Genomic DNA, 20991 nt, shown 5'->3' on the forward strand with positions numbered 1-20991 from the left:
ATCATGAGTCTTGACCAGTTGTACCAACAGATCATCCTGGACCACTCCAAGCAACGGCACGGCAGCGGGCTCGCGGAAACTCCAGCTCCGGCCGGCGCCACCACCGGACAGTCGCATCAGCTGAACCCGGTCTGCGGGGACGAGGTCACGTTGCGGCTCGCTGTGTCGGACGGAACCGTTCAGCAGATCAGCTGGGACGGCGCGGGTTGCTCCATCTCGATGGCGTCCGCCTCGGTGCTCAGCGACATGGGTGAAGGCATGTCGGTGGAGGAACTGCACTCGGTGATCGAGAACTTCCGCGAGGTCCTCCGATCACGCGGAAAGGTCCATGCCGACCCCGAGATCCTCGGGGATGCCGCCGCGTTTGAGGGCGTCGCCCGCTACGCGGCCCGCGTCAAGTGCGCCATGATCTCCTGGGTCGCGGCCGAGGACGCCCTCAACCAGGCCACAACCACCTAGCAGTCGGGCGCAGCAGCGCTTCGGTCAGCTGCGGGCAAAGACGTCAGGCACGCCGTCGCCGTCGTCGTCCCTTTCTTCGTCCGCTTGGACCTGGCGGTACCGCCGGTTACGGGCCTTAAGGACGACGGCGGCCAGCAGCGCCGAGATCAGGGAACCTGCCAGGATGGCCACCTTGGCGTGGTCGTTGTGCGCGGATCCGGCGCCGAAACTGAGTTCGCCGATCAGGAGCGAGACTGTGAACCCGATGCCGGCCAGCAGGGCGAGCCCGAAGAGGTCGATCCACGCAATGCCTGAGTCCAAGCTGGCGCGCGTGGTCTTGGTGACCAGGAACGTGGTTCCGAAAACGCCCACGGCTTTGCCCACCACCAAAGCCGCCACGATGCCCACGGCAACGGGGTCCGTCAGTGCTGCACCCATCCCATCGAATCCGCCCAAGGCTACGCCAGCGGAGAAGAACGCAAAGACGGGGACCGCGAATCCTGCGGAGAAGGGCCTGAGCTTGTGTTCGATGTGCTCGGCCAGGCCCTCGGCGGGTTCCCCCTTCTTTCCGTTGGCCAGGACAGGAACGGCGAAGCCCAGCAGGACTCCGGCGACGGTGGCATGGATACCGGAGGCATGAACGAAGCCCCAAGTAGCGAGGGCCAGGGGGAGCAGGAGGTACCAGCTGCGGATCCGCTTTTGGACGAGGAACGCGAACAGGCCCAAGGGAACCAGGGCGGCCAGCAGCATGAGTGGCTGAAGCCCGGTTGAGTAGAAAAACGCGATGATGCCGATAGCGATGAGGTCGTCCACCACGGCAAGTGTCAGCAGGAAGGTCCGCAGCGCCGCGGGGAGGTGCGTGTTGATCACGGCGAGCACAGCCAGGGCGAAGGCAATGTCCGTGGCTGTGGGGATCGCCCAGCCCTTCAGGGTATCAGGGCTGTTGAGGTTGAAGAGGACGTAGATCAGGGCGGGGACCAGCACGCCACCGATGGCTGCTGCAACCGGGACCACCGCCCGGGCCGGTTTGCGGAGCTCCCCGGCGACGAATTCGCGCTTGAGCTCAAGTCCGGCGAGGAAGAAGAACACCGCCAGCAGCCCGTCCGAGGCCCAGTGGCCGAGGCTGAGTTCAAGGTGCCACGGTTCGTAGCCGATCCTGAAGTCGCGGAAGGCGAAATAGGCGCCCGCTGCGGGGGAGTTAGCCCAGATGAGCGCAACCACCGTGGCTGCCAGGAGGAGGGCCCCGCCGACGGTCTCGGTGCGGAGGATGGAGAGGATGCGGCGATATTCGGGGTAGCTGGACCGGGCAAAGACTTTGCCGGGCTGCTTGGTGGCTGCGGGGGGCTTCTGGGCCACGAAGGGCTCCTAACTCGCGGAAATCAGTCGGTCAAAGGGGAGCACAATGACTCCGCCGACCAGACTTCCCGGCACACCAGTATCCATCTTACCCAACCAGGGGACAGCAGGTGCTGTCCCCTGATTGGGTGGGCGCAGCGTCAGGCGACGAGGCCCGCGACGCCGATGGCCGCCGTCGCGAGGCCAAGCACCATGGAGATGGTGACCAGCACGACGTGGACCGTAAGGAACTTGGTGGCCTTGCCGGCAGCGTCCCGGGCGCGGGGATCCTTCATGACCCGCTTCAGGAACTGCGGCCACACCGCCAAGGACCAGACGCCGGCAACGATCAGGACGACGGCCAGGATCGCCGGAATCTCCACGCTAGTGGCTTTCGAGCCAGGCCTGGGCCTGCTGCGACTGGATGTTCAGGGCCTTGCCCACCATGGGCTCCGCGGCGTCAGCAATCTTTCCGCCAAGGAAGGGCACCGAAGAGGACACCGTGCCATCGAGTTCGATGCGCGTGCTGGTGCCGTCTGCCACCAGGCGCTGTACGGCAGTCACATCAAGGGGAGCACCCGAGATCTTCAAGGCGATGTTGCTGGAGCGTGAGCCGTCAGCAGCAGGTGCTTCCCACTGTTCCTTCTGGGTGACCGTCAGGGTTTCGCCAACGAACTTGCGGGCAATGTCCGGCAGGCGCGTGGTGGGCAGGGTACGGACCGTGGTGGTATTGAACGCACCTGCAGGGTCGCCTTCGATGGTGAACGATTCCAAGGAACCGCCCACCAGTTCGCTGGTGTGGCGCAGGAAATCCTCGTCGATGAAAACGGCCGCTACGCGGTCGACACTGTGCGGCAGGGTGGTGGATGCACTCAGGGCCATGGGTCCTCCGTGGATGGTATTGGTGAAGCTTCTTAGCTCCCAAACATCCTACGGGGTCTGGGTGGGCACCCCTGAACCCTGCTCCTGGCCCGCGTCCTGGAGCGTGATAGCCGCCGCTGAAATGTTGCGGGCCATGGACGGGAAGATGAATCCGTGGAAGGGGTACACGCCCAGCCAGTACAGCCGGCCGGCCAAACCGCGGGGGAAGAAGATGGCACGCTGCTTATAGAGGCTGCCCTCGCCGTCGGGCTCAACCCCCAACTCCAGCCAGGCGCCGCCCGGGGCCCGCATTTCAGCCCGCAGGCGGAGCAAACGGCCGCGGTCGATGGCTTCGACGCGCCACCAATCCACCACTTCGCCCGTGTTAAGCGTTTTCGGATGCCGACGTCCCCGCAGGAGCCCGGCCCCACCTTGCAGCTTGTCCAGCCAACCGCGTACCCGCCACGCCAGAGGCAGCGAGTACCAGCCGTTCTTGCCGCCGATGCCCTCAATGATGGTCCAGACGTGTTCCGGTTTGGCTTCGCTATGGAAGGTGCGCTCATCAACGTAGACCTTGTAGCCGGCCCAGTCCGGGTCGCTTGGCAGAGGGTCGGCGTCGATCCCTGCGTTGGCCCAGGTGGTTTCCACCTGGCCGTCCCTTTCCTTGCCCAGCGCCAAAGCGACGGCGCGGCGGTAGGACGTCAGGCCGCCGTCGGGCTGGGGGATGTAATGGTCGACGTCGTGCTCCCGCGAGATGGCGTCGTGCTGCAGCGACTGGACCAACGGCAGGGACATGGACAGGGGGATGGGGGTGACCAGCGCAACCCAGAGCCCGGCAAGTTTTGGTGCCGGAACAGGGAGCGCGATGACCAGGCGCCGGGGGAGTCCGCGTTCCACCGCGTACTCGTTCATCATCTCCTTGTATTTCAGGACGTCGCGGGAGCCGATGTCGAAGGAACGGTTAAGTTGCTCCGGCAGGGCCGCCGCTGCCACCAGGTAGTGCAGCACGTCCCGCACAGCGATGGCTTCGATCCTGTTGTTAACCCAGCTGGGCGCGGGCATGACCGGCAGGGTGTCGGCGAGGTGCCGGATCATTTCAAAGGACGCAGAGCCCGAACCGATCACCACACCGGCCTGGAACACGATGGCATCAACAGGGGATTCGAGGAACACCTTGCCCACGGTCTCGCGTGAACGCATGTGGGTGGAAAGTTCGGTGTTCTCAGGGTGCAGACCGCCCAGGTACACGATCCTGTCCACTCCGGCATCCGCAGCGGCTCCTGCGACGAGCCGCGCCATGGCTTCTTCCTTGGCTTCGAACCCGCTGCCCGACGCCATGGAATGCACCAGGTAATACAGGACCTCCACACCGCTGAGGGCATCGGCCAGGCCTTCGGAGTCGGACAGGCTGCTTTCCACGATCTCGACGTCGTCATGCCACGGTACGTCCGCGATCTTCTGCGGCGTACGGACCAGGACTTTGACCTTGTGGCCGGCTTCGAGGAGCCGGGGGACCAGCCGCCCGCCGATGTAGCCGGTAGCGCCCGTGACCAGCACAGTCCTGGGTTCCCGGGGGTTGTTGGAATGCGTCGCTTCGGAAGATTGCAAGAGAACTCCTGTGGCTGGGGGAGGGGTAGGCTGGAATGACCCGGCATTCTGACGAATTTCCGGGCATTTGTGTTGCCTGCCCTTGGAACCACCCTAGGAGTTTCAGCCATGAGCCTCAACGGTCTGCGCCGCGCACTGGCGGAGGACAAGACTTTCGCGCGCGTCCGAACGGAGGCTCAGCGGGAGTTTTCCGACCGCAACAGCGACTACCAGATCAGCGCACCTACGGGTATGCGGGCTGTTCTGCTTGCCGAAATGGCTGATGCCCTGGCTCAGGCTGGTGCCGACGGTGCGGGCGCGCCGGTGGTCCTCGCTGTCACCGCAACGGGCCGCGAAGCCGAAGACCTCACCGCAGCGCTCGCTTCCTACCTTCCCGCCGACACCGTGGCTACCTTCCCCAGCTGGGAGACCCTCCCGCACGAGCGGCTTTCGCCACGATCGGACACCGTGGGCCGCCGGTTGTCGGTCCTGCGCCGCCTGACCCACCCGGAAACCTCGACGGCGGCCCCCTTGCGTGTGGTGGTTGCCCCGGTCCGCGCCGTGGTCCAGCCCATCGTTGCCGGCCTGGGTGACCTGGTTCCCGTGACGCTGCAGGTGGGGCAGGAGCGCCCCTTCACCGAGGTGGTCCGGGCGCTGTCCGACGCCGCCTACGCCCGGGTGGACATGGTGACGCACCGGGGCGAATTCGCCGTCCGCGGCGGCATCATCGACGTGTTCCCGCCCACGGAAGACCACCCCATCCGGGTGGAGTTCTTCGGCGACGAGGTAGACCAGATGCGATGGTTCGCCGTAGCCGACCAGCGCTCGCTGTCCGCCCCCGGTGTCCACCACCCCACCGAACTTCACGCGCCCCCATGCCGCGAAATCCTGATCACGCCATCGGTGATGTCCAGGGCTGCCAAGCTCAAGGCGGACATGCCCGCCGCGGCAGACATGCTGGAGAAGATCGCCGGCGGCATTGCCGTGGAAGGCATGGAGTCGCTGGCCCCGGTGCTGGTGGATGCCATGGTTCCGTTCGTGGACCAGCTCCCTGCGGGGTCCCTGTCGGTAGTCATCGAACCGGAGAAGGTGCGAACCCGCGCGCACGACCTCGCGGCTACCAACGAAGAGTTCCTGGAAGCTGCTTGGTCAACGGCGTCCGACGGCGGTGCGGCGCCCCTTGACCTGTCATCCCAGGCATCCACTGACCTGCACGCCGCCAGCTTCCGGTCCCTGACCGACACACGCTCCGCGGCCCTTGAACACGGCGTGTCTTGGTGGTCCATCACCTCGCTCGCATCGGACGAGGACCTGGTCCTGGATATCGACGTCCTGAATATGCGTGCCCGCGAACCCCGCGGCTACCAGGGCGACGTGGCCGAGATGCTGGAGTTCATCGGCTCACGTGTCCGCGAGCAGTGGCGTGTTGTTGTGGTCACCGACGGTCCTGGCCCCGCGCAGCGCCTTGCCGAGTTGTTCCATGATGCGGAGATTCCCTGCTCCCGCGTGGAGTCCTTGGACAAGGAACCCCAACCGGGCATCATCGAGGTGACCACCGCCGCCGTCGGACGTGGTTTTGTCCTTGACGGCCTGAAGCTGGGCCTGCTGACCGAAGCCGACCTGCTGGGGCGCGCCACGGCGGGTTCCACCAAGGACATGCGGCGCATGCCATCCAAGCGACGGAACGCAGTGGACCCGCTTCAGCTGCACGCGGGCGATTTCGTGGTGCACGAACAACACGGCATCGGCCGGTTCGTGGAGCTGATCCAGCGCAAGGTGGTTGGCACGTCGTCCTCCGACGCCGGGCTGCGGGAGTACCTGGTGCTCGAGTACGCACCTTCGAAGCGTGGCGCCCCGGGGGACCGGCTGTTCGTGCCCACGGACCAGTTGGACCAGGTGACCCGTTATGTCGGTGGCGATGCCCCGGCACTGAGCAAGATGGGCGGCGCGGACTGGGCCAGCACCAAATCCAAGGCACGCAAGGCCGTCAAGGAAATCGCCGGCGAACTCATCCGGTTGTACTCGGCCCGCATGGCATCACGTGGGCACGCGTTCGCCCCGGACACCCCGTGGCAGCGTGAACTCGAGGAAGCCTTCCCGTACATCGAAACGCCCGACCAGCTGACCACCATCAACGAGGTCAAGGCGGACATGGAACGGGAAATCCCCATGGACCGGCTGGTGTCCGGCGACGTGGGCTACGGCAAAACCGAGATCGCTGTCCGTGCGGCGTTCAAAGCGGTGCAGGACGGCAAACAGGTTGCCGTTCTGGTGCCCACCACGCTCCTTGCCCAGCAGCACTACGAGACGTTCACTGAACGCTTCTCCGGTTTCCCGCTGCGCGTGAAGCCGCTGTCCCGCTTCCAGAGCACCAAGGAGGCCAAGGAAACGGCGGAGGGGGTCAAGAGCGGTGCCGTGGATGTGGTGATCGGCACCCACCGCCTGCTGTCCAAGGACTTCGAGTTCAAGGACCTGGGCCTGGTGATCGTGGACGAGGAACAGCGCTTTGGTGTGGAACACAAGGAAGCGCTCAAGAAAATGCGCACCAACGTGGATGTCCTTGCCATGAGTGCCACCCCCATCCCACGAACCCTGGAAATGTCGCTGACTGGCATCCGGGAAACCTCCACCCTTGCCACCCCGCCCGAAGAGCGGCACCCGGTGCTGACATATGTTGGCCCGTACACCAACAAGCAGACTTCCGCCGCCATCCGCCGTGAACTCATGCGCGAAGGTCAGGTGTTCTTCGTCCACAACCGGGTGTCCTCGATCGAGCGGATCGCTGCCCAGATCCGCGAGCTGGTGCCGGAAGCCCGCGTGGAAGTGGCGCACGGCCAAATGTCCGAAAGCCGCCTCGAGAAGATCATCGTGGACTTCTGGGAGAAACGCTTCGATGTGCTGGTGTGCACCACCATTATCGAGACCGGCCTGGACATCTCCAACGCGAACACCCTGATTGTTGATGGCGCGGACAAGTACGGTCTCTCGCAGCTACACCAGCTGCGTGGCCGTGTTGGCCGTGGCCGCGAACGTGCCTACGCCTATTTCCTCTACCCTTCGGAGAAGCCGCTGGGCGAGGTTGCCTTGGAACGCCTGAAAGCCGTGGCGGCGCACAACGAACTCGGTGCCGGCATGCAGTTGGCCATGAAGGACCTGGAAATCCGTGGCGCGGGCAATCTGCTCGGCGGCGAGCAGTCAGGCCACATCCAAGGCGTGGGTTTCGACCTCTACATCCGCTTGGTGGGCGAGGCTGTAGCCGAGTACCGCGGCGAGGCCGAAGAGAAGGCCGCCGAGATGAAGATCGAGCTGCCGGTCAACGCCCACCTGCCACACGACTACGTGCCCGGCGAAAGGCTGCGCCTGGAGGCCTACCGCAAGCTGGCTTCGGCCATCACTTACGAGGCAATCGACGAGGTCCTGGCAGAACTGGTGGACCGTTACGGCGAGCCGCCGTTGCCTGTCCAGAACCTGATCGCCGTGGCCCGCTTCCGGGTGGGTGCCCGCGAAGCCGGGCTGTCCGACGTCGCGCTCCAAGGAAACTTCATCCGGTTCTCGCCGGCGCAACTGCCCGAGTCCAAAACCATGCGGTTGAACCGTATGTATCCCGGTTCCCAGGTCAAGCCGGCGCTGGACGCTGTGCTTATCCCCAAACCCAAGACGGCCAGGATCGGTGGCCGGGATCTCCAGGACGCCGAAATCCTGCAGTGGGCCAACAACGTGATTGAAGCAATCTTCACCGACGTGCCAGTCAAGGCGGGCTAACCTCGATGATGGGAGGACACCACGCCGCGTCGGGAGCCGCGGCGTGGATAGCTATTGCTTCGACCGGCCCCTACGCCCTGGGCTGGTACCCGCTGGATTCCACCGGAATCCTCATTGGCGCCATGGCGACGGCGGGAACGGCACTTGTGTGCGACTGGGACCACCGGCACAGCACCATCGCAAATTCGTTGCCCCCGCTGTCCAATGCGATTGCGGTAGGGATCGAAAGGGCCAGCGGCGGGCATAGACAGGGGACCCACTCACTGCTTGGGGCTTCGGCGTTCGTGATCCTCGCAGCGATGGCGGCACAGTTCCAGATGGTAACCCCGGTCGGAAAACTCTCGGTCGGCGCCGGGCTGCTGTGCATGTTCATGATCAACCTCGCCGCGAAGGCATTGAACCTGTTTCCGAAGTCCGGCTGGATCACCAACTGGCTCTTCGCGATCGTCATGGCTGGCCTGGTGACGTGGTTTGCGCCGGACCAGTGGGGGTGGCTGCCACTGTCCATGCTGACCGGCGTCGTGATCCATATTGTGGGCGACATGATCACTGTGGGCGGCGTGCCGCTCCTGTGGCCGATAGTGATCAAACCGCCGAAGTTCCTGCGCAAATCAGTCATCAGTGGAGTGTGGCGGGCCAACGGCGCGTTTTCCATTCCGCTGCTGGGCCGGGCAGGTTCGCGGCGGGAATGGCTGGTGCTGATTCCCGTGAGCGGATACGCCATGGTGGGGATGGGAGTGGCCGCCTGGACCCTTGCGCAACAGCACTGGCCGGGCGTACTCGCGGCGCTTGGAGGCGTCCTGGCGGTGCGGTAACTCGGTGCGGTGACTCGGTGCGGTGGCTCGGTGCGGTGAAGCCGCCAGCCCTTGGCCGCGAGGCGATCCGCCACCACAGACAAGAATGGCCCGGGCAAACGCCCGGGCCATTCCTGCAGAAGTAGAGGGTTTAGCTTTCGCCAGCCGAATCCGAGCGGCCCAGGATGGTCTGCGGGATCCAGAACGCAAGGGCGAACAGGCCCAGGCACACAGCCATCGGCCACGGGTTTTCGAGGCTGAGGAAGGACAGCGAGTAGATAGCGCCCAGGAAGAGCACAATCATCACCAGGAACAGGACAATGCTCTGGCCCAGGTTGTTCTCGCGCTCGATGGGGGCGCTGGTTGCGTTCTTGGACATTCGTTCCTCCTCGGCCCCGCAGGGCTCAAAATCTCTGGCGGTCGGGAAGCCTCAGTAGGCAGATGAACCTTGCTCACCCTTGACAATGGCAATTCCGGAACTCGCTCCGATACGTGTTGCACCAGCTGCAATCATAGCCTGTGCATCGGCCAGCGATCGCACCCCACCGGAGGCTTTGACGCCTATGTCCGGTCCCACCGTCTTGCGCATCAGCGCGATGTCTTCAACAGTGGCGCCGCCACCGTTGAAGCCGGTGGAGGTCTTGACGAAGTCTGCGCCCGCTTCAACAGCTGCTTCGCAGGCGATGACCTTTTGCTCGTCGTCCAGCATGGACGTCTCGATGATGACCTTGAGGATTGCTTCGCCGGCGTGCACTGTTTCGGCGACTGCCCGGATGTCGTCCACCAGCGCGCCCTTGTCTGCGGCGCGTCCAGCGGCCATGTTGATCACCATATCGATTTCGTCGGCCCCGTCAAGGACGGCGCCACGGGCTTCGAAGGCCTTGACGTCGCTGGGTGTAGCGCCCATCGGGAAGCCGACCACAGAGCATGTGAGCACGCCCGAGCCCTTGAGCGCTTTGGTGACGGTCTTGACCCAGATCGGGTTCACGCACACTGATTTGAACTGGTATTCGACGGCTTCGGCACACACTTTGAGGATGTCCGCCTCGCTGGCTTCCGGCTTCAACAGGGTGTGGTCGATGTAGGAGGCGATGTTTGCCGGGGTAGCGGCTTCGTTGCTCATGGGATCCTTCCGTGCAGGCGTGGCCGGCCCGGTGGCCGCAGGGTTGTCACTGCCCGTCAAAGGACCATCTTGCCATACGGGCCGGGTAGCCCTTCCGCCGCTTGTGGAAGGGCAACCCGGTTGCCGCCTAGGCCGCCAACGGGGCCAATTGGTCGCTGCCCAAGACACCGAGCATCATGCCCGAAGCGCAGAGCATTGCGGAAGATTCGGCGGAAAGGAGGAGTCCCAACCGGAGGCCGTCGCAGGACGCTGCATCGCCAATTGCCCAGATGCCCGGGACGGAGGTGGCGAGGTCGCGCCCCACGGAGATGCCGCCGTCGGACGCAATCAGGAGCCCAGCGCTTTCGGCGAGGTCGTTGCGGGCCGTCCGCTCCTCGGCCAGGACCACGAGGTCCCCGTTCATGCTGCTGCCGTCCTCGAACACGATGCCGGTGGCCGGTACAGGGGAACCTGCGATGGAACGAACGACGGCGGCAGGGCGGAGGGTGGTGCGCACGGGACGGACTCCGCGGGCCCGGAGCACGGCCTCTGCCTGGCCGGCCGCGGGGCCGTTGCCGACGAGGATTCCCAGCGGACGGCGTCCAACGATCCGGGTGAGATCATGGACGGCTTCGCCGATGGTGGCCGCATCATCGATGGTGGAGTAGCTCAGGCTGGCTTCAGCACCGGCGACTGGCGGGAGAGCCGGGGCAGAGCCGGTCGCGATAACCAGCTGGTCGTAGGAGAAGTCCATGCCGTCCACTGTGGTCACAACTTTGGCGTGCGGATCGATGAAGCTGGCCGCCTGGCCGAACCGGACCGAGACCTGTGGAAGTTCTGCCAGTTCGAGGAGGGCCTCGGGGCAGTCGTCGCGGTTGCTGAGCACGGTGATGGTGCCGGTGAAGGGACGTAGCCGGGTATCGGCCGTGCCGGCCAGCCGCCGCACCAAAGCCTGGGCTGCTGGACCTGCGCCTGCGATGACGATGTGGAGGGATGCTGCGGACGGAGTGGCGGACATGTTCGGCCCTTTCGCTGATGACCTGTTTGGTGCTGTTGATCATCAGCCTAGGCATTCGGTTTTTCGCGGGTGTTTCCCCGCTGTTGCCATCTTTGGCCGATCCGTAGCGTGTTGTTTACCGGCCGGTAATAACGTGCGTCACATCGAGCGTGGGTGGATCCGTGTGTAGACCATGTCGAAGTCGTGTTCCAAGGGTCCGCCGGGGTAGGTTCCGCGTTCCAGGCGTGCGTTGATCACGTTGCCATCGTCGCTGAACCGTCCCACGAATCGCTGGGGCCAGTCCGGGCCGTCCCGGAAAAGCGTCAACACGTTGTCCTTCAGGATCATGTCGTATACGCGTGCGACGCCGCGGGAATCGAAGTAGTGCTGCTGGAGCGCCCCATCGGAGCCTGTGGCACCGATGATGCTCACCGAGTTGGGATATTCCGGCTGTTGCACCGTGGAGTGTTGGATGAGGAAGCCGCCGTTTTCCAGCCACTCGAACGTCGTCCGGCCCTTGACTTCCCGTCCCGGGACGGTGGTTTCCCATTCGCCCACCAGGATGCCAAGTTGCTCCAGCTCTGCAGTACTCGCCATGGAATCCTCCTGAAGGTCTAGCCCCCAGTGTCCGCCTTGGCGCGGCGGTTTGGCGAGGGTTTTGGCGCCACCTTGAGGTTTTGGATGCAATGATGGGCCCATGAGCCAAGTCACATGCGACCTGACCGTGTCCCTCGATGGCTACGTGGCCGGTCCCCACCAGAGCCTGCAGATGCCATTGGGTGAGCGCGGCGAAACCCTTCACCGGTGGCAGTTCGAGGAACGCGAAGCCAATGCCGCCCAGGTGGAAGGGATCCTCGCTGCGGGCGCTTTCATTATGGGCAGGAACATGTTCGCGGGACCGGGTCCTGGCCCGTGGGACGCGGACTGGCGCGGTTGGTGGGACGAGGAGCCGCCCTATCACGCGCCGGTGTATGTGCTGACCCATCATGTACGTGAACCGCTGGAGATGCAGGGTGGCACGACGTTCCACTTCATCAACGGCGGAGTCGAAGAGGCAATGTCCCTGGCCCGGAACGCCGCGGGGGACAAGGACGTGGCGATCGCCGGGGGAGCGTCGACTGCCCGGCAGTTCCTGTCGGCCGGGCTGATTGACGAACTGCGGCTCCATATAGCACCTGTGATCCTTGGTGGCGGGGAGCGGCTGCTCGACGGCGTGGGGAACCTCAGGCTCGAACCGACCTCCGTCAGTGGCACCGGACTGGTCACCCACGTCACCTATAGCGTGGGCGGCGTCAAGGACTAGCCCGGCGCTGTGCTGATCTCCGGGGTCCCATAACCGCAGGAGAACAATGTCCCCCAACGGATGTACACTCGAATATCGAACATATATTCGAATAAAGGTGTGTTGTGGGCGTTATCGTCGGCCCCCGCGTGATAGATGCGGGCTTTTCCCTGGCGTCGGTGCTGTTGGCTCCCGTCGCTGTTGCTGCGGGCTATCCCTCCCCGGCACAAGACTATTTTGACGGCCGGATCGACCTCAATGAGCACTTAATCAAGGACGTGACCAGCACGTACGTGGTGAGGGTTACCGGACAGTCGATGGAGGGTGCCGGGATCAGCGACGGTGACGAGCTGATCGTGAACCGGGCGCTTGAGCCCAAGGACGGGTCCGTCGTCGTTGCCGTATTGGATGGCGAGTTGACCATCAAACGGCTCCGCATCACCTCAAGGGGCGTGGTGCTCCAGGCGGACAACCCTGCATTTCCGGACATCACGGTGGCTGCGCTGTCGGAATTGACCATCTGGGGGGTGGCCACCACGTGCCTGCACCACGTTTAGCTGGTGCCCGGCGGCGCGGTGGAATTCCGGACTATCAGGCGCGGCGTGAGGCGGATGTCCGCTGTGGGCGCGTCGGGGTTGGCCAGGCGTTCGAGCGCCACAGAGCCGGCACGGCGGCCCAACTCGAACGCCTGCAGGTCAACGGACGTGAGGTCGATTCCGTGCAGCCGGGAAGTCCTCGAATCGTCGTATCCCACCAGCGACAGATCCCGGGGAATGGACAAGTTCATTGCGTAAGCGGCTTCCCGGGCGCCAAGGGCGAGCTGGTCGTTGTGGGTGAAGATGGCGGTCGGCCGGTCTGCCAGGCCAAGCAGTTCCGATGCTGCCCGCTCCCCGGCCTCCTGTGTGAAGTCCTCCGCCGACAACGTCACCGGCGCGAGCCCGGCGTCGAGCATGGTTTTCTCGTAGCTCTGCCGACGCGCGGTGTGTCCGTCGTAAATGGGGCCGGCCAGATGGGCGATCCGCCGGTGCCCGAGGCCAAGCAGATGTTCTGTCGCGGCGCGGGCACCGGTCACATCATCGGAGTACACACTGTCTACGCCTTCGACCGGGCGGGTCACGCTGACCAGCGGCACTACCCGGGCCAGTTCCTGCACCTGGTGGTCGGTGTCCAGGAGTGTCGCGGCGATGATGATCCCCACCCTGGCTTCAATCAGGGAGTCCAGTGCGCCCCGATCCACGCCGTCGACCGACCGGGAGACGCTCAGTATGAGCCTGTTGCCGTCATGGGGGAGTGCTGTGCGGACGCCGCTAAGGATGTCTGCATAGACCTCGTTTCGGATATCCATCAAATAGAGTCCGACGGCGGAACGGTGCTTGCGTGCCAGATCGGCGGCCGCCGCGTTGGGCCGGTACCCGAGACGTTGGGCGGCCGCGAAGATGGCTTCCCTTGTCTCGTCGCTGACCCCGGGGGCTCCGCGAAAGGCGAACGACACCAGCGTCCTTGACACTCCGACTTCGCGAGCCACATCGCTCTGCGTCGCGGGACGATGCCATTGTTCAGGGGCCATGCCCTCCATCTTCCCATGGCGAATATGAGCTAAAGTTCCTCATTTGTTAGTTTGACCTTACATTTAAACCTTTCGCGCGTTAGTCTGTATTCAGAGCGGGCGGTTATGACCCGCACCACACTGACAAAGGAGTCCTGATGTCTGCTACGCAAATGCAGCGGGGAGGCGCCCACGGCGTCGCGCTTCCCCAGCTGACCAACGGCCCGCATCGAAAGCGCCTTGGCCTTGTGGCCCTGGTTGCAACGTTCGGTGGCCTGTTGTTCGGCTACGACACTGGCGTCATTAACGGCGCCCTGCGACCAATGACGGTCGACCTCGGCCTCACGCCGTTGACCGAAGGCGTTGTCACCAGCTCGCTGCTGTTCGGCGCGGCGGCGGGAGCCGTTGCGGGTGGCCGGCTCTCCGATTCCTGGGGGCGCCGGAAGACCATCATCTTGCTGGCTGTGCTGTTCCTTAGCGGCACGATCGCCTGCGTCTTTGCCCCAAGTTTCGAGGTCATGGTCCTGGGGCGGGTCATTCTCGGCCTTGCCGTCGGCGGTGCATCCACGGTGGTCCCTGTGTTCCTGGCCGAGCTGGCACCCTACGAAATCCGCGGCTCCCTGGCGGGGCGCAATGAACTGATGATCGTCATCGGCCAACTCGCCGCCTTCGTCGTCAACGCCATCATTGGCAACGTCTGGGGTGAATTCGGCGGAGTGTGGCGGGTCATGCTCGCCGTCGCCGCGCTGCCCGCGATTGCCTTGTTCTTCGGGATGCTCAGGATGCCCGAGTCACCTCGTTGGCTGATCTCCAAAGGGCGGTGGGAGGAAGCCCTTGCTGTCCTGAAGACCATTCGGTCCGTAGAGCGGGCAGAAGCTGAAATGGCCGATGTGAAGCACCTCGCCGACGAGGAACGAGCCTCCCGGGCCACGTCCTGGGCTGCACTGAAGGACAAGTGGATCCTGCGCATCATCCTGGTAGGCATCGGGCTGGGTGTGGCCCAGCAGCTGACCGGCATCAATTCGATCATGTACTACGGCCAGTCGGTGCTGGTGGAGGCCGGGTTCGATTCCAACGCGGCGCTCGTTGCCAACATTGCACCGGGCGTTATCGCGGTAGTTGGTGGCATCATCGCACTGACGCTCATGCAGCGGATCAACCGACGTACCACCTTGCTGCTCGGTTTCACGCTGACCACCGTGTGCCACTTCCTCATCGGTATTGCGTCCATTGCATTACCTGTCGGAAACCCCGCGCGGCCTTTCGTGATCCTCTTCCTGGTGGTCGCCTTCGTTGGCTCCATGCAGACGTTCCTGAACATTGCTGTCTGGGTCATGCTGTCCGAGATCTTCCCGCTCCACGTCCGCGGATTCGCCATTGGGCTGTCGGTGTTCTGCCTGTGGATCGCCAACGCACTCCTGGGCCTTTTCTTCCCCACGTTGGTTGCGGGCGTGGGCATTACCGGCACCTTCTTCCTCTTTGGGGTGGTGGGCATCCTCGCGCTGATCTTCATCTACACCCAGGTGCCCGAAACCCGTGGCCGCACCCTGGAAGCGCTGGAGGAGGACGTCACCACGGGCGCCATCTACCTTGTACACAAGAAGGACACCGCGGGAGCCTCCTAGCTTCCCTGTTGGGTGCGGCGTTCGAGCAGGATGGTGTCCCTCCAGGATCCGGCCGCCGGCCCATAGCTCATGAGTCCGATGCTTCGCCGGGTGCCTACGACCGTAAACCCGTGTCGTTGGTGCTGGTCATGGTGTGGCTGGTTCCCCGCTGCGTCCGTGAACCAGACCGGTAGGGAAACCAATCGTGACCGGGACAGGTTCTGGGGATCCGCAGCACGAATCCGCCGCGTCTTGCCCCTCTGCGGGAAGGCTGGTGGAGCAGACACCGGTTTCGGGCAGTTCAAGCTCCAGCGCGTCCGCTGCTGCGGTGTCGCCGGCGAGGGCGGCTGCAATGGAGCGCACTTGCTCGTAGCCGGTGGCCATGAGGAAGGTCGGTGCCCGGCCGTAGGACTTCATTCCTGCAAGGTAGAAGTCTTTCTCGGGGTGGGCGAGAAGCCTTGCGCCGTGGGGCGGGACGGTTCCGCAGCTGTGGAAGTCCGGATCGATCAACGGTCCCAAGGCTTTGGGGGCGTCGACCGCCGGGTCCAGGTCCAGCCGAAGTTCGGAAAGGATGCCCAGGTCCGGACGGAACCCGGTCGCCGGAATGACATGGTCCACCTCGATGAACCGGCCGTCCGCTGCGTGCACCACCACCGCGCCGGAATCGGTAGTTTCAATGCGGCGGGTGTTGAAGCTTGTCAGGAGCTGCACGCCCCCGGTCTCGACGGCGGTGCGCAGGCGGGTGCCAAGCTGGCCGCGGGCGGGGAGCTCGTCAGCGTTGCCGGCGCCGTAAGCCCTGTCAGGGGTGGAGGCGCGGATGGCCCACGCTACTTCGGTGCCGGGTTTGGTGCGTGCGAGGCGAGCGAGGTCCAGGACCATGTTCGCGGCCGAGTGGCCGGACCCGATGACGAGGGTCCGATGGCCAGCGAAACGGCCTTTCGTGACATCAGGCAGGGGCCCGGTGATGGTCCCGGTGGCGCGCGCTTCATTTTCCCCGGGAACGGAGAGCCCGCTGGAGCCAAGCGGTGCGGGGGTGTTCCAGGTTCCGGAGGCGTCGATGACGGCCCGCGCCACAACCTCGGCCGTATGGCCGTCGTCGTGCTGAACGTACAGGACGAAAGATGTCTGGTCGCGGCCGTGGCTGTGGCCCTTGTCCATCCCTTGCCGTGTAACGGCGATGACCTTGGAACCGGTATGGATCCTCTGCTCCAGGTCATGGGTTGCGGCCAAAGGTTCAAGATACTGGGTGACGATTTCGTGGCCGTAGGGCAGAGCGGTCGGGCGGGGTGCTTCCCAACCGGTGCGTTCCAGGAGGCGGACGGCTGCGGGATCGAGGTTGTATTTCCAGGTGGAGAAGACTCGGATGTGGCCCCACTCCTTGATGGCGGAACCGACGGTGGGGCCGGCTTCGATGACGAGGGGTTCGAGCCCGCGTTCGAGGAGGTGCGCCGCCGCGGCCAGACCGACCGGCCCGGCGCCGATCACCGCGACGGGCAGGGAGTCGTGCTCTGTCACTGCTGTGCTCCCGCCGGGGTGAGGGAGGCAATGAGTGCCTCGACCCGGGTTTTGATCTCGTCACGGATGGGCCGGACGGACTCGACGCCTTTGCCGGCGGGGTCTTCCAGGACCCAGTCTTCATAGCGTTTCCCCGGGAAGTACGGGCATTCGTCCCCGCAGCCCATGGTGATGACTACGTCGGAGCCCTTGACGGCCTCGGTGGTGAGGATCTTGGGGATTTCGGCGGACATGTCGATCCCGATCTCGGCCATGGCCTCAACCGCTGCGGGGTTGACCTGATCGGCGGGTTGTGAACCAGCGGAGCGGACCTCGATCGCGCCCTGGCCAAGGGTGGTCAGGAAGGCAGCAGCCATCTGTGAGCGTCCTGCGTTGTGGACGCAGACGAACAAGACGGACGGTTTGACGCTCATGAGAGCACCTTTCGGTCAGCCGCGGCATCAGCCGGGGAAACATCAGTGGTTTGGGGGTAGAGGAAGCGGACGAGGACCAGTCCGAAGGCGCCTCCGACCAGTTGGGCGGCGACGAAACCAGGTGCGGAAGCGGGCGCGATCCCCGAGAAGGTGTCGGTGATGGTTCGGGCGATCGTGACCGACGGGTTGGCGAAGCTTGTGGAAGACGTGAACCAATACGCGGCGGTGATGTAACCCCCGACGGCGAAAGCCACCCGGTCGGCGCGTCCGGAACGGATGGTCCCGAACACGATGACCAGTAGCCCGGCTGTGGCAATGACCTCTGCCAGCCAGAGACCAGGCCCGCTCCGTTCATGGGTGGAGAATGTGGCTGGCGCCAGGCCGAACATCAGGTTCGCCGCGACCGTCCCGACCAAACCACCCACGATCTGCGCCGCAACCAAAAGAGCGGCAGTCCGGGTGTCGACCAGGCGGAGGAACCGTTCAACCAGGGTGACGATGGGGTTGAACGAGGCTGATACCGGCTGCAGGGCCAGGATCAACGCAACCAGGGCCGCGCCGGTGACGAGGCTGTTCTGCAGCAGCTGCAGTCCGACGTCGTTCGGTGACAGCCGGGAGGCCATCACGCCGGACCCGACCACGGCCATGACGAGGAACGCGGTCCCAATGAACTCCGCTCCGGTGCGGCGGACAAGCAAGGGGTTCACTGAGCCTGTCCACCGATCAGGGCCGCCAGGTTCTGCAGCGCTTCGGTGCGGGCCTTGTAGTAGACCCAGACGCCGCGCTTCTCCCGGTCCAGCAAACCTACTTCGTGCAGCACTTTGAGATGGTGGCTGATGGTCGGCTGCGACAACTCGAAGGCATCGTTCAGGTCGCAGACGCACGCTTCGCCGCCCTCATGGGAGGCCACCAATGACATCAGGCGTAACCTCACCGGATCGGCCAATGCCTTCAACAACGGCGCAACACCCTCTGCTTCTTTCTCCGACAGTGGTTCGCGCGCCAACGGCGAGCAGCAGGCGACGGTTTGAACCGGGGTCAATTCCAAAGACATAGACACATGTAAATATTTACACTCATCAATGTTTAAAGCAAGGACGGTCCATGCCCCGCTCAGCGCGCGGGAACGCCAGAATCCCCCGCCGTTCGATTGCTCAGAGGAGCTTTCTTGTCTGCGGTCGACGCTACAGTTTAAGTATTCGAAAGTATGTTCGAATACTAGGCGTGTCCTGCGCGGGTTGCGTGGGCGTGCGTGATAGCGCGGATCAGGAGGAGATCGATGTCCAAGCCAGCAATCATGCATCGGATGCAGGAGATCGCCCATGTGGATATCAACTGCTTCTATGCGTCGGCGGAGAGGGCCTTCAACCCATCGTTGGAGGGCAGGCCGCTCATAGTCCTCTCGAATAACGACGGCTGCGCCGTGACTCGGTCTCCGGAAGCCAAGAAGCTCGGCATCGGGTTAGGAGATCCCTGGTTCAAGCTCGCTCCGCGGGCCAAGGAATGGGGCTTGGTTGCCCTCTCAAGCAACTATGAGCTCTACGGCGACATCAGCTCGAGGGTCATGGAACTCCTTGCCCGCTTCTCGGCGTGGCAGGAGGTCTATTCCATCGATGAAGCGTTCCTTGGCGTCAAAGGGCAGCCCGGGGAACTCCTGGAGTTGGGGCGCACCATCAAAATGGCCTGCCAAAAGCATGTGGGGGTTCCGGTGTGCGTGGGAATCGCCCGGACCAAGACCCTGGCCAAGCTGGCCAACAAGTGGGCCAAGCACAACCCCGCGTTCCAGGGGGTGTGCCGCTGGGACTCGATTCCCGAAGAGCAACGCGAAGCGCTTATGGCCAGGCTTTCAGTGATCGAGATCTGGGGCGTCGCCACGCGGCTCACCAAGCGCCTCAATGCCATGGGAATCTTCTCGATCCTGGACCTGGTCCGGGCCGACCCCATTGCCCTGCGCGACAAGTTTTCGATCGTCATGATGCGAACGGTCCTGGAACTCCAGGGCACCCCCTGCATTCCCATGGAAGAAGAAAGAATCGGCAGGGACCAGCTGATCTTCTCCCGTTCCTTTTCCACTCCCATCACCACGGCGGCCGGGATGCGGCAGGTGCTCAGCGTTTACGGGCAAATGGCCAGTGCCAGGTTGGCCAAGCATGATCTGCAGGCCAAACTCCTGACCGCCTTCGCCCAGACCTCCGTCTACAACCCGAATGACAGGTCTTTTCCCACTGTGAGCGTCAAGCTGCCAATGCCCACCTCGGACCCGGTCCTGCTCACCCGGGCGGCGCACGCCTTGGTTCCCAGGATCCAGGAAGGCGTGCGGTACGCCAAAGCCGGCATCATGGTCACGGACCTGCGGCCCAGTGGAAACCAGAAACCCTTGGAGATCTTCGAGAACCCACATGAGGAGCGGGGAATCGGCAGCCTCTTGGAAGAGGTCAGCAAAAAGTACGGACGCGGTTCCATCGGCTTGGGCCATGCGGGAATCAAGGGCGGGCCGGACTGGTCCATGAAAAGGGACATGCTCAGCCCCCGCTACACCACCCATTGGGACGAACTACCCCTGGTGAAGGCGGCGTAGCGTGTCGGAAAGCCTAGGCCCGCAACCGGTAGCCCCGTTTGACGACGGTCTCCACCAGCTTCCCGTCCGGGAGCGACGAGCGCAGCCTGCTGACCGTCATGTCCAAGGCGTGGACGGATCCCCGCAGGTCCAACAGGTCCGAGAGCGCTTCCCTGGACAGGACAGCCCCGCCAGCGCCGAGCAGCGCCCGCAGCAGCAGAAGGGGTGCAGGAGCCAAATCCACCACCTCACCGTTGACCCGCAAGCAGCGGCCCCGCAACTCGATCGTGGCGCTCTTGGTCTCCAACCGCCGGACGTGGTTCAAGGACAGGTGCTCTGTCACAAGGCGGATCAGCGCACCCATACGGTACCTGTCCGGAATCAGGGGCGTGAGGCCGGCGTCCACCAGTGGCTGCGCAGTGACGGGCCCAACAGCTGCGACCGTCACGGGTCCCTTGAGGGCTTCGATGAGGGACCGGTACAGACCCATTTCATGCGCAGTGCTCCACATGGCATCCACTGCAGGGGCGCTGGTGAACGTGAGGACATCCAGGTTCCCGCCAACCACGGCTTCGATCAGGCGCGGCAGTTTGTCTTCGCCATCGGGTTTGACCCAGCGGTACGGTGTCACGGTCAGCACGGTGGCGCCGGACATGCGGAGCCGTTCCAACTGGCGGACATCGGTGTATCCATGCAACTGCACGGCCACGGTCTTTCCCCGCACGCCTTCGGCCAACAGCATGTCCACCAGGGTTGCGGTGGTTTCGTCGCTGCTGATGCCGACGTCGGCAAGTCCAGCCGCGCGGACGGCACCGCGGGCTTTGGGCCCCCGGACAAACATGCGGCAGGCAGACAACGTTTCCAGGAGCTGTTCGCCGATGCCGAAGGAATCAGCGGCCTCGCACCAACGGCGCATACCGTAAGCGGTGGTGGCGATACAGATATCCGGCCGGGCAGCGATGATGGTCCGGGTGTCCTCGATGAGGACCATGTCTTCCTGCACGGGGGCGATCTTCAAAGCGGGGGCGTGCAGAACACTCGCCCCGCGACGCTCCAGTGCCTCGATGAGGTCACGGGAACGGCGGTGCGAGGTAACACCAATGCGGAATCCGTCCAGCGGAGCATCTGCGGCCTCGGATACTTCCGGAGCTGCGGTGGCTTCCTGGACTTCGATGGCACGTGCAACAGTCATGTGTTT

21 protein-coding genes are annotated in these 20991 nt (G+C 64.2%); 7 read left to right on the plus strand and 14 right to left on the minus strand.

Annotated features, from left to right (window positions below; all coding sequences use genetic code 11):
• Positions 1-3: 3 nt before the first annotated feature.
• The gene (gene sufU, locus QRM57_RS07690) at positions 4-459 is read left to right on the plus strand and encodes a Fe-S cluster assembly sulfur transfer protein SufU (RefSeq protein ID WP_235519402.1); all 456 of its coding nucleotides are present in this window, start codon (positions 4-6) and stop codon (positions 457-459) included.
• Positions 460-483: 24 nt separating this feature from the next.
• On the opposite strand, the gene nhaA is transcribed toward sufU, so the two are convergent.
• The 4 genes from nhaA to QRM57_RS07710 form a co-directional block, all read right to left on the minus strand.
• Entirely contained in the window at positions 484-1794 is a 1311-nt protein-coding gene (gene nhaA / locus QRM57_RS07695; protein ID WP_284986150.1) for a Na+/H+ antiporter NhaA, read from the minus strand.
• Positions 1795-1934: 140 nt separating this feature from the next.
• Positions 1935-2156, minus strand: a complete 222-nt coding sequence (locus QRM57_RS07700; protein ID WP_211713203.1) for an SCO4848 family membrane protein — start codon at positions 2154-2156, stop codon at positions 1935-1937.
• 1 nt (position 2157) lies between these two features.
• Entirely contained in the window at positions 2158-2655 is a 498-nt protein-coding gene (locus tag QRM57_RS07705) for a DUF2505 domain-containing protein (protein WP_211713204.1), read from the minus strand.
• 48 nt (positions 2656-2703) lie between these two features.
• Positions 2704-4242 (minus strand): SDR family oxidoreductase, encoded by a 1539-nt coding sequence (locus tag QRM57_RS07710; protein ID WP_235519409.1) that lies wholly within the window; start codon positions 4240-4242, stop codon positions 2704-2706.
• Between the two features lie 108 nt (positions 4243-4350).
• On the opposite strand from QRM57_RS07710, the gene mfd reads away from it, so the two are divergent.
• Together mfd and QRM57_RS07720 are read left to right on the plus strand one after the other, a co-directional pair.
• Entirely contained in the window at positions 4351-7983 is a 3633-nt protein-coding gene (gene mfd, locus QRM57_RS07715; RefSeq protein WP_284986151.1) for a transcription-repair coupling factor, read from the plus strand.
• Between the two features lie 5 nt (positions 7984-7988).
• The gene (locus QRM57_RS07720) at positions 7989-8798 is read left to right on the plus strand and encodes a metal-dependent hydrolase (RefSeq protein WP_284986152.1); all 810 of its coding nucleotides are present in this window, start codon (positions 7989-7991) and stop codon (positions 8796-8798) included.
• A 130-nt stretch (positions 8799-8928) separates the two neighbouring features.
• Here QRM57_RS07720 and QRM57_RS07725 read toward each other — a convergent pair whose 3' ends face one another.
• The 4 genes from QRM57_RS07725 to QRM57_RS07740 all read right to left on the minus strand — a co-directional run bounded on the left by QRM57_RS07725 (position 8929) and on the right by QRM57_RS07740 (position 11473).
• Complete coding sequence (locus QRM57_RS07725) at positions 8929-9156, minus strand: hypothetical protein (protein WP_211713208.1); 228 nt, start codon at positions 9154-9156, stop codon at positions 8929-8931.
• Positions 9157-9207: 51 nt separating this feature from the next.
• Entirely contained in the window at positions 9208-9900 is a 693-nt protein-coding gene (deoC, locus tag QRM57_RS07730) for a deoxyribose-phosphate aldolase (protein WP_235519415.1), read from the minus strand.
• A 127-nt stretch (positions 9901-10027) separates the two neighbouring features.
• Complete coding sequence (locus QRM57_RS07735; RefSeq protein ID WP_284986153.1) at positions 10028-10897, minus strand: FAD-dependent oxidoreductase; 870 nt, start codon at positions 10895-10897, stop codon at positions 10028-10030.
• Between the two features lie 138 nt (positions 10898-11035).
• Positions 11036-11473, minus strand: a complete 438-nt coding sequence (locus QRM57_RS07740) for a hypothetical protein (RefSeq protein ID WP_284986154.1) — start codon at positions 11471-11473, stop codon at positions 11036-11038.
• A gap of 100 nt (positions 11474-11573) precedes the next feature.
• Between QRM57_RS07740 and QRM57_RS07745 the strand changes: the two genes are divergently transcribed.
• Both QRM57_RS07745 and QRM57_RS07750 read left to right on the plus strand, forming a co-directional pair.
• Positions 11574-12179 carry a dihydrofolate reductase family protein gene (locus tag QRM57_RS07745; protein WP_284986155.1) on the plus strand — a complete coding sequence of 202 codons (606 nt, stop codon included), beginning with the start codon at positions 11574-11576 and terminating at the stop codon, positions 12177-12179.
• Positions 12180-12283: 104 nt separating this feature from the next.
• The gene (locus QRM57_RS07750; protein WP_284986156.1) at positions 12284-12715 is read left to right on the plus strand and encodes a LexA family protein; all 432 of its coding nucleotides are present in this window, start codon (positions 12284-12286) and stop codon (positions 12713-12715) included.
• Here the strand turns inward: QRM57_RS07750 and QRM57_RS07755 are convergent.
• Positions 12712-13734, minus strand: a complete 1023-nt coding sequence (locus QRM57_RS07755; RefSeq protein ID WP_350309834.1) for a LacI family DNA-binding transcriptional regulator — start codon at positions 13732-13734, stop codon at positions 12712-12714. The genes QRM57_RS07750 and QRM57_RS07755 overlap by 4 nt on opposite strands.
• Positions 13735-13862: 128 nt before the next feature.
• Between QRM57_RS07755 and QRM57_RS07760 the strand changes: the two genes are divergently transcribed.
• Positions 13863-15329 (plus strand): sugar porter family MFS transporter, encoded by a 1467-nt coding sequence (locus QRM57_RS07760; RefSeq protein WP_284986158.1) that lies wholly within the window; start codon positions 13863-13865, stop codon positions 15327-15329.
• A gap of 126 nt (positions 15330-15455) precedes the next feature.
• On the opposite strand, the gene QRM57_RS07770 is transcribed toward QRM57_RS07760, so the two are convergent.
• From QRM57_RS07770 to QRM57_RS07785, 4 genes are read right to left on the minus strand one after another with little or no spacing between them, the layout of a single operon-like run.
• On the minus strand, positions 15456-16823 hold the full coding sequence (locus QRM57_RS07770; protein WP_284986159.1) for an FAD-dependent oxidoreductase: 1368 nt from the start codon (positions 16821-16823) through the stop codon (positions 15456-15458).
• Positions 16820-17236, minus strand: coding sequence for an arsenate reductase ArsC (locus QRM57_RS07775; protein ID WP_284986160.1), 417 nt, complete (start codon positions 17234-17236; stop codon positions 16820-16822). The genes QRM57_RS07770 and QRM57_RS07775 overlap by 4 nt, the downstream gene beginning before the upstream one ends.
• Positions 17233-17943 (minus strand): aquaporin, encoded by a 711-nt coding sequence (locus QRM57_RS07780; protein WP_284986161.1) that lies wholly within the window; start codon positions 17941-17943, stop codon positions 17233-17235. Before QRM57_RS07780 ends, QRM57_RS07775 begins: the two co-directional genes overlap by 4 nt.
• On the minus strand, positions 17940-18290 hold the full coding sequence (locus QRM57_RS07785; protein WP_284986162.1) for an ArsR/SmtB family transcription factor: 351 nt from the start codon (positions 18288-18290) through the stop codon (positions 17940-17942). The genes QRM57_RS07780 and QRM57_RS07785 overlap by 4 nt, the downstream gene beginning before the upstream one ends.
• A gap of 225 nt (positions 18291-18515) precedes the next feature.
• Here QRM57_RS07785 and QRM57_RS07790 point away from each other — a divergent pair, with 225 nt between their 5' ends.
• Complete coding sequence (locus QRM57_RS07790; RefSeq protein ID WP_284986163.1) at positions 18516-19814, plus strand: Y-family DNA polymerase; 1299 nt, start codon at positions 18516-18518, stop codon at positions 19812-19814.
• Positions 19815-19827: 13 nt separating this feature from the next.
• Here the strand turns inward: QRM57_RS07790 and QRM57_RS07795 are convergent, their stop codons facing one another.
• On the minus strand, positions 19828-20985 hold the full coding sequence (locus tag QRM57_RS07795) for a uroporphyrinogen-III synthase (protein ID WP_235519442.1): 1158 nt from the start codon (positions 20983-20985) through the stop codon (positions 19828-19830).
• Positions 20986-20991 lie beyond the last annotated feature (6 nt).

Origin of the sequence: Arthrobacter sp. fls2-241-R2A-172 (assembly GCF_030208885.1) — a bacterium.
GTDB lineage: Bacteria > Actinomycetota > Actinomycetes > Actinomycetales > Micrococcaceae > Arthrobacter.

Coding starts and splice junctions, on each gene's coding strand:
- QRM57_RS07725 (WP_211713208.1), bottom strand. CDS start 9,156: ATGTCCAAGAACGCAACCAGCGCCCCCATCGAGCGCGAGAACAACCTG.
- QRM57_RS07775 (WP_284986160.1), bottom strand. CDS start 17,236: ATGAGCGTCAAACCGTCCGTCTTGTTCGTCTGCGTCCACAACGCAGGA.
- QRM57_RS07740 (WP_284986154.1), bottom strand. CDS start 11,473: ATGGCGAGTACTGCAGAGCTGGAGCAACTTGGCATCCTGGTGGGCGAA.
- deoC (WP_235519415.1), bottom strand. CDS start 9,900: ATGAGCAACGAAGCCGCTACCCCGGCAAACATCGCCTCCTACATCGAC.
- QRM57_RS07705 (WP_211713204.1), bottom strand. CDS start 2,655: ATGGCCCTGAGTGCATCCACCACCCTGCCGCACAGTGTCGACCGCGTA.
- QRM57_RS07720 (WP_284986152.1), top strand. CDS start 7,989: ATGATGGGAGGACACCACGCCGCGTCGGGAGCCGCGGCGTGGATAGCT.
- QRM57_RS07735 (WP_284986153.1), bottom strand. CDS start 10,897: ATGTCCGCCACTCCGTCCGCAGCATCCCTCCACATCGTCATCGCAGGC.
- QRM57_RS07785 (WP_284986162.1), bottom strand. CDS start 18,290: ATGTCTTTGGAATTGACCCCGGTTCAAACCGTCGCCTGCTGCTCGCCG.
- sufU (WP_235519402.1), top strand. CDS start 4: ATGAGTCTTGACCAGTTGTACCAACAGATCATCCTGGACCACTCCAAG.
- mfd (WP_284986151.1), top strand. CDS start 4,351: ATGAGCCTCAACGGTCTGCGCCGCGCACTGGCGGAGGACAAGACTTTC.
- QRM57_RS07755 (WP_350309834.1), bottom strand. CDS start 13,734: ATGGAGGGCATGGCCCCTGAACAATGGCATCGTCCCGCGACGCAGAGC.
- QRM57_RS07795 (WP_235519442.1), bottom strand. CDS start 20,985: ATGACTGTTGCACGTGCCATCGAAGTCCAGGAAGCCACCGCAGCTCCG.
- QRM57_RS07760 (WP_284986158.1), top strand. CDS start 13,863: ATGTCTGCTACGCAAATGCAGCGGGGAGGCGCCCACGGCGTCGCGCTT.
- QRM57_RS07790 (WP_284986163.1), top strand. CDS start 18,516: ATGTCCAAGCCAGCAATCATGCATCGGATGCAGGAGATCGCCCATGTG.
- QRM57_RS07745 (WP_284986155.1), top strand. CDS start 11,574: ATGAGCCAAGTCACATGCGACCTGACCGTGTCCCTCGATGGCTACGTG.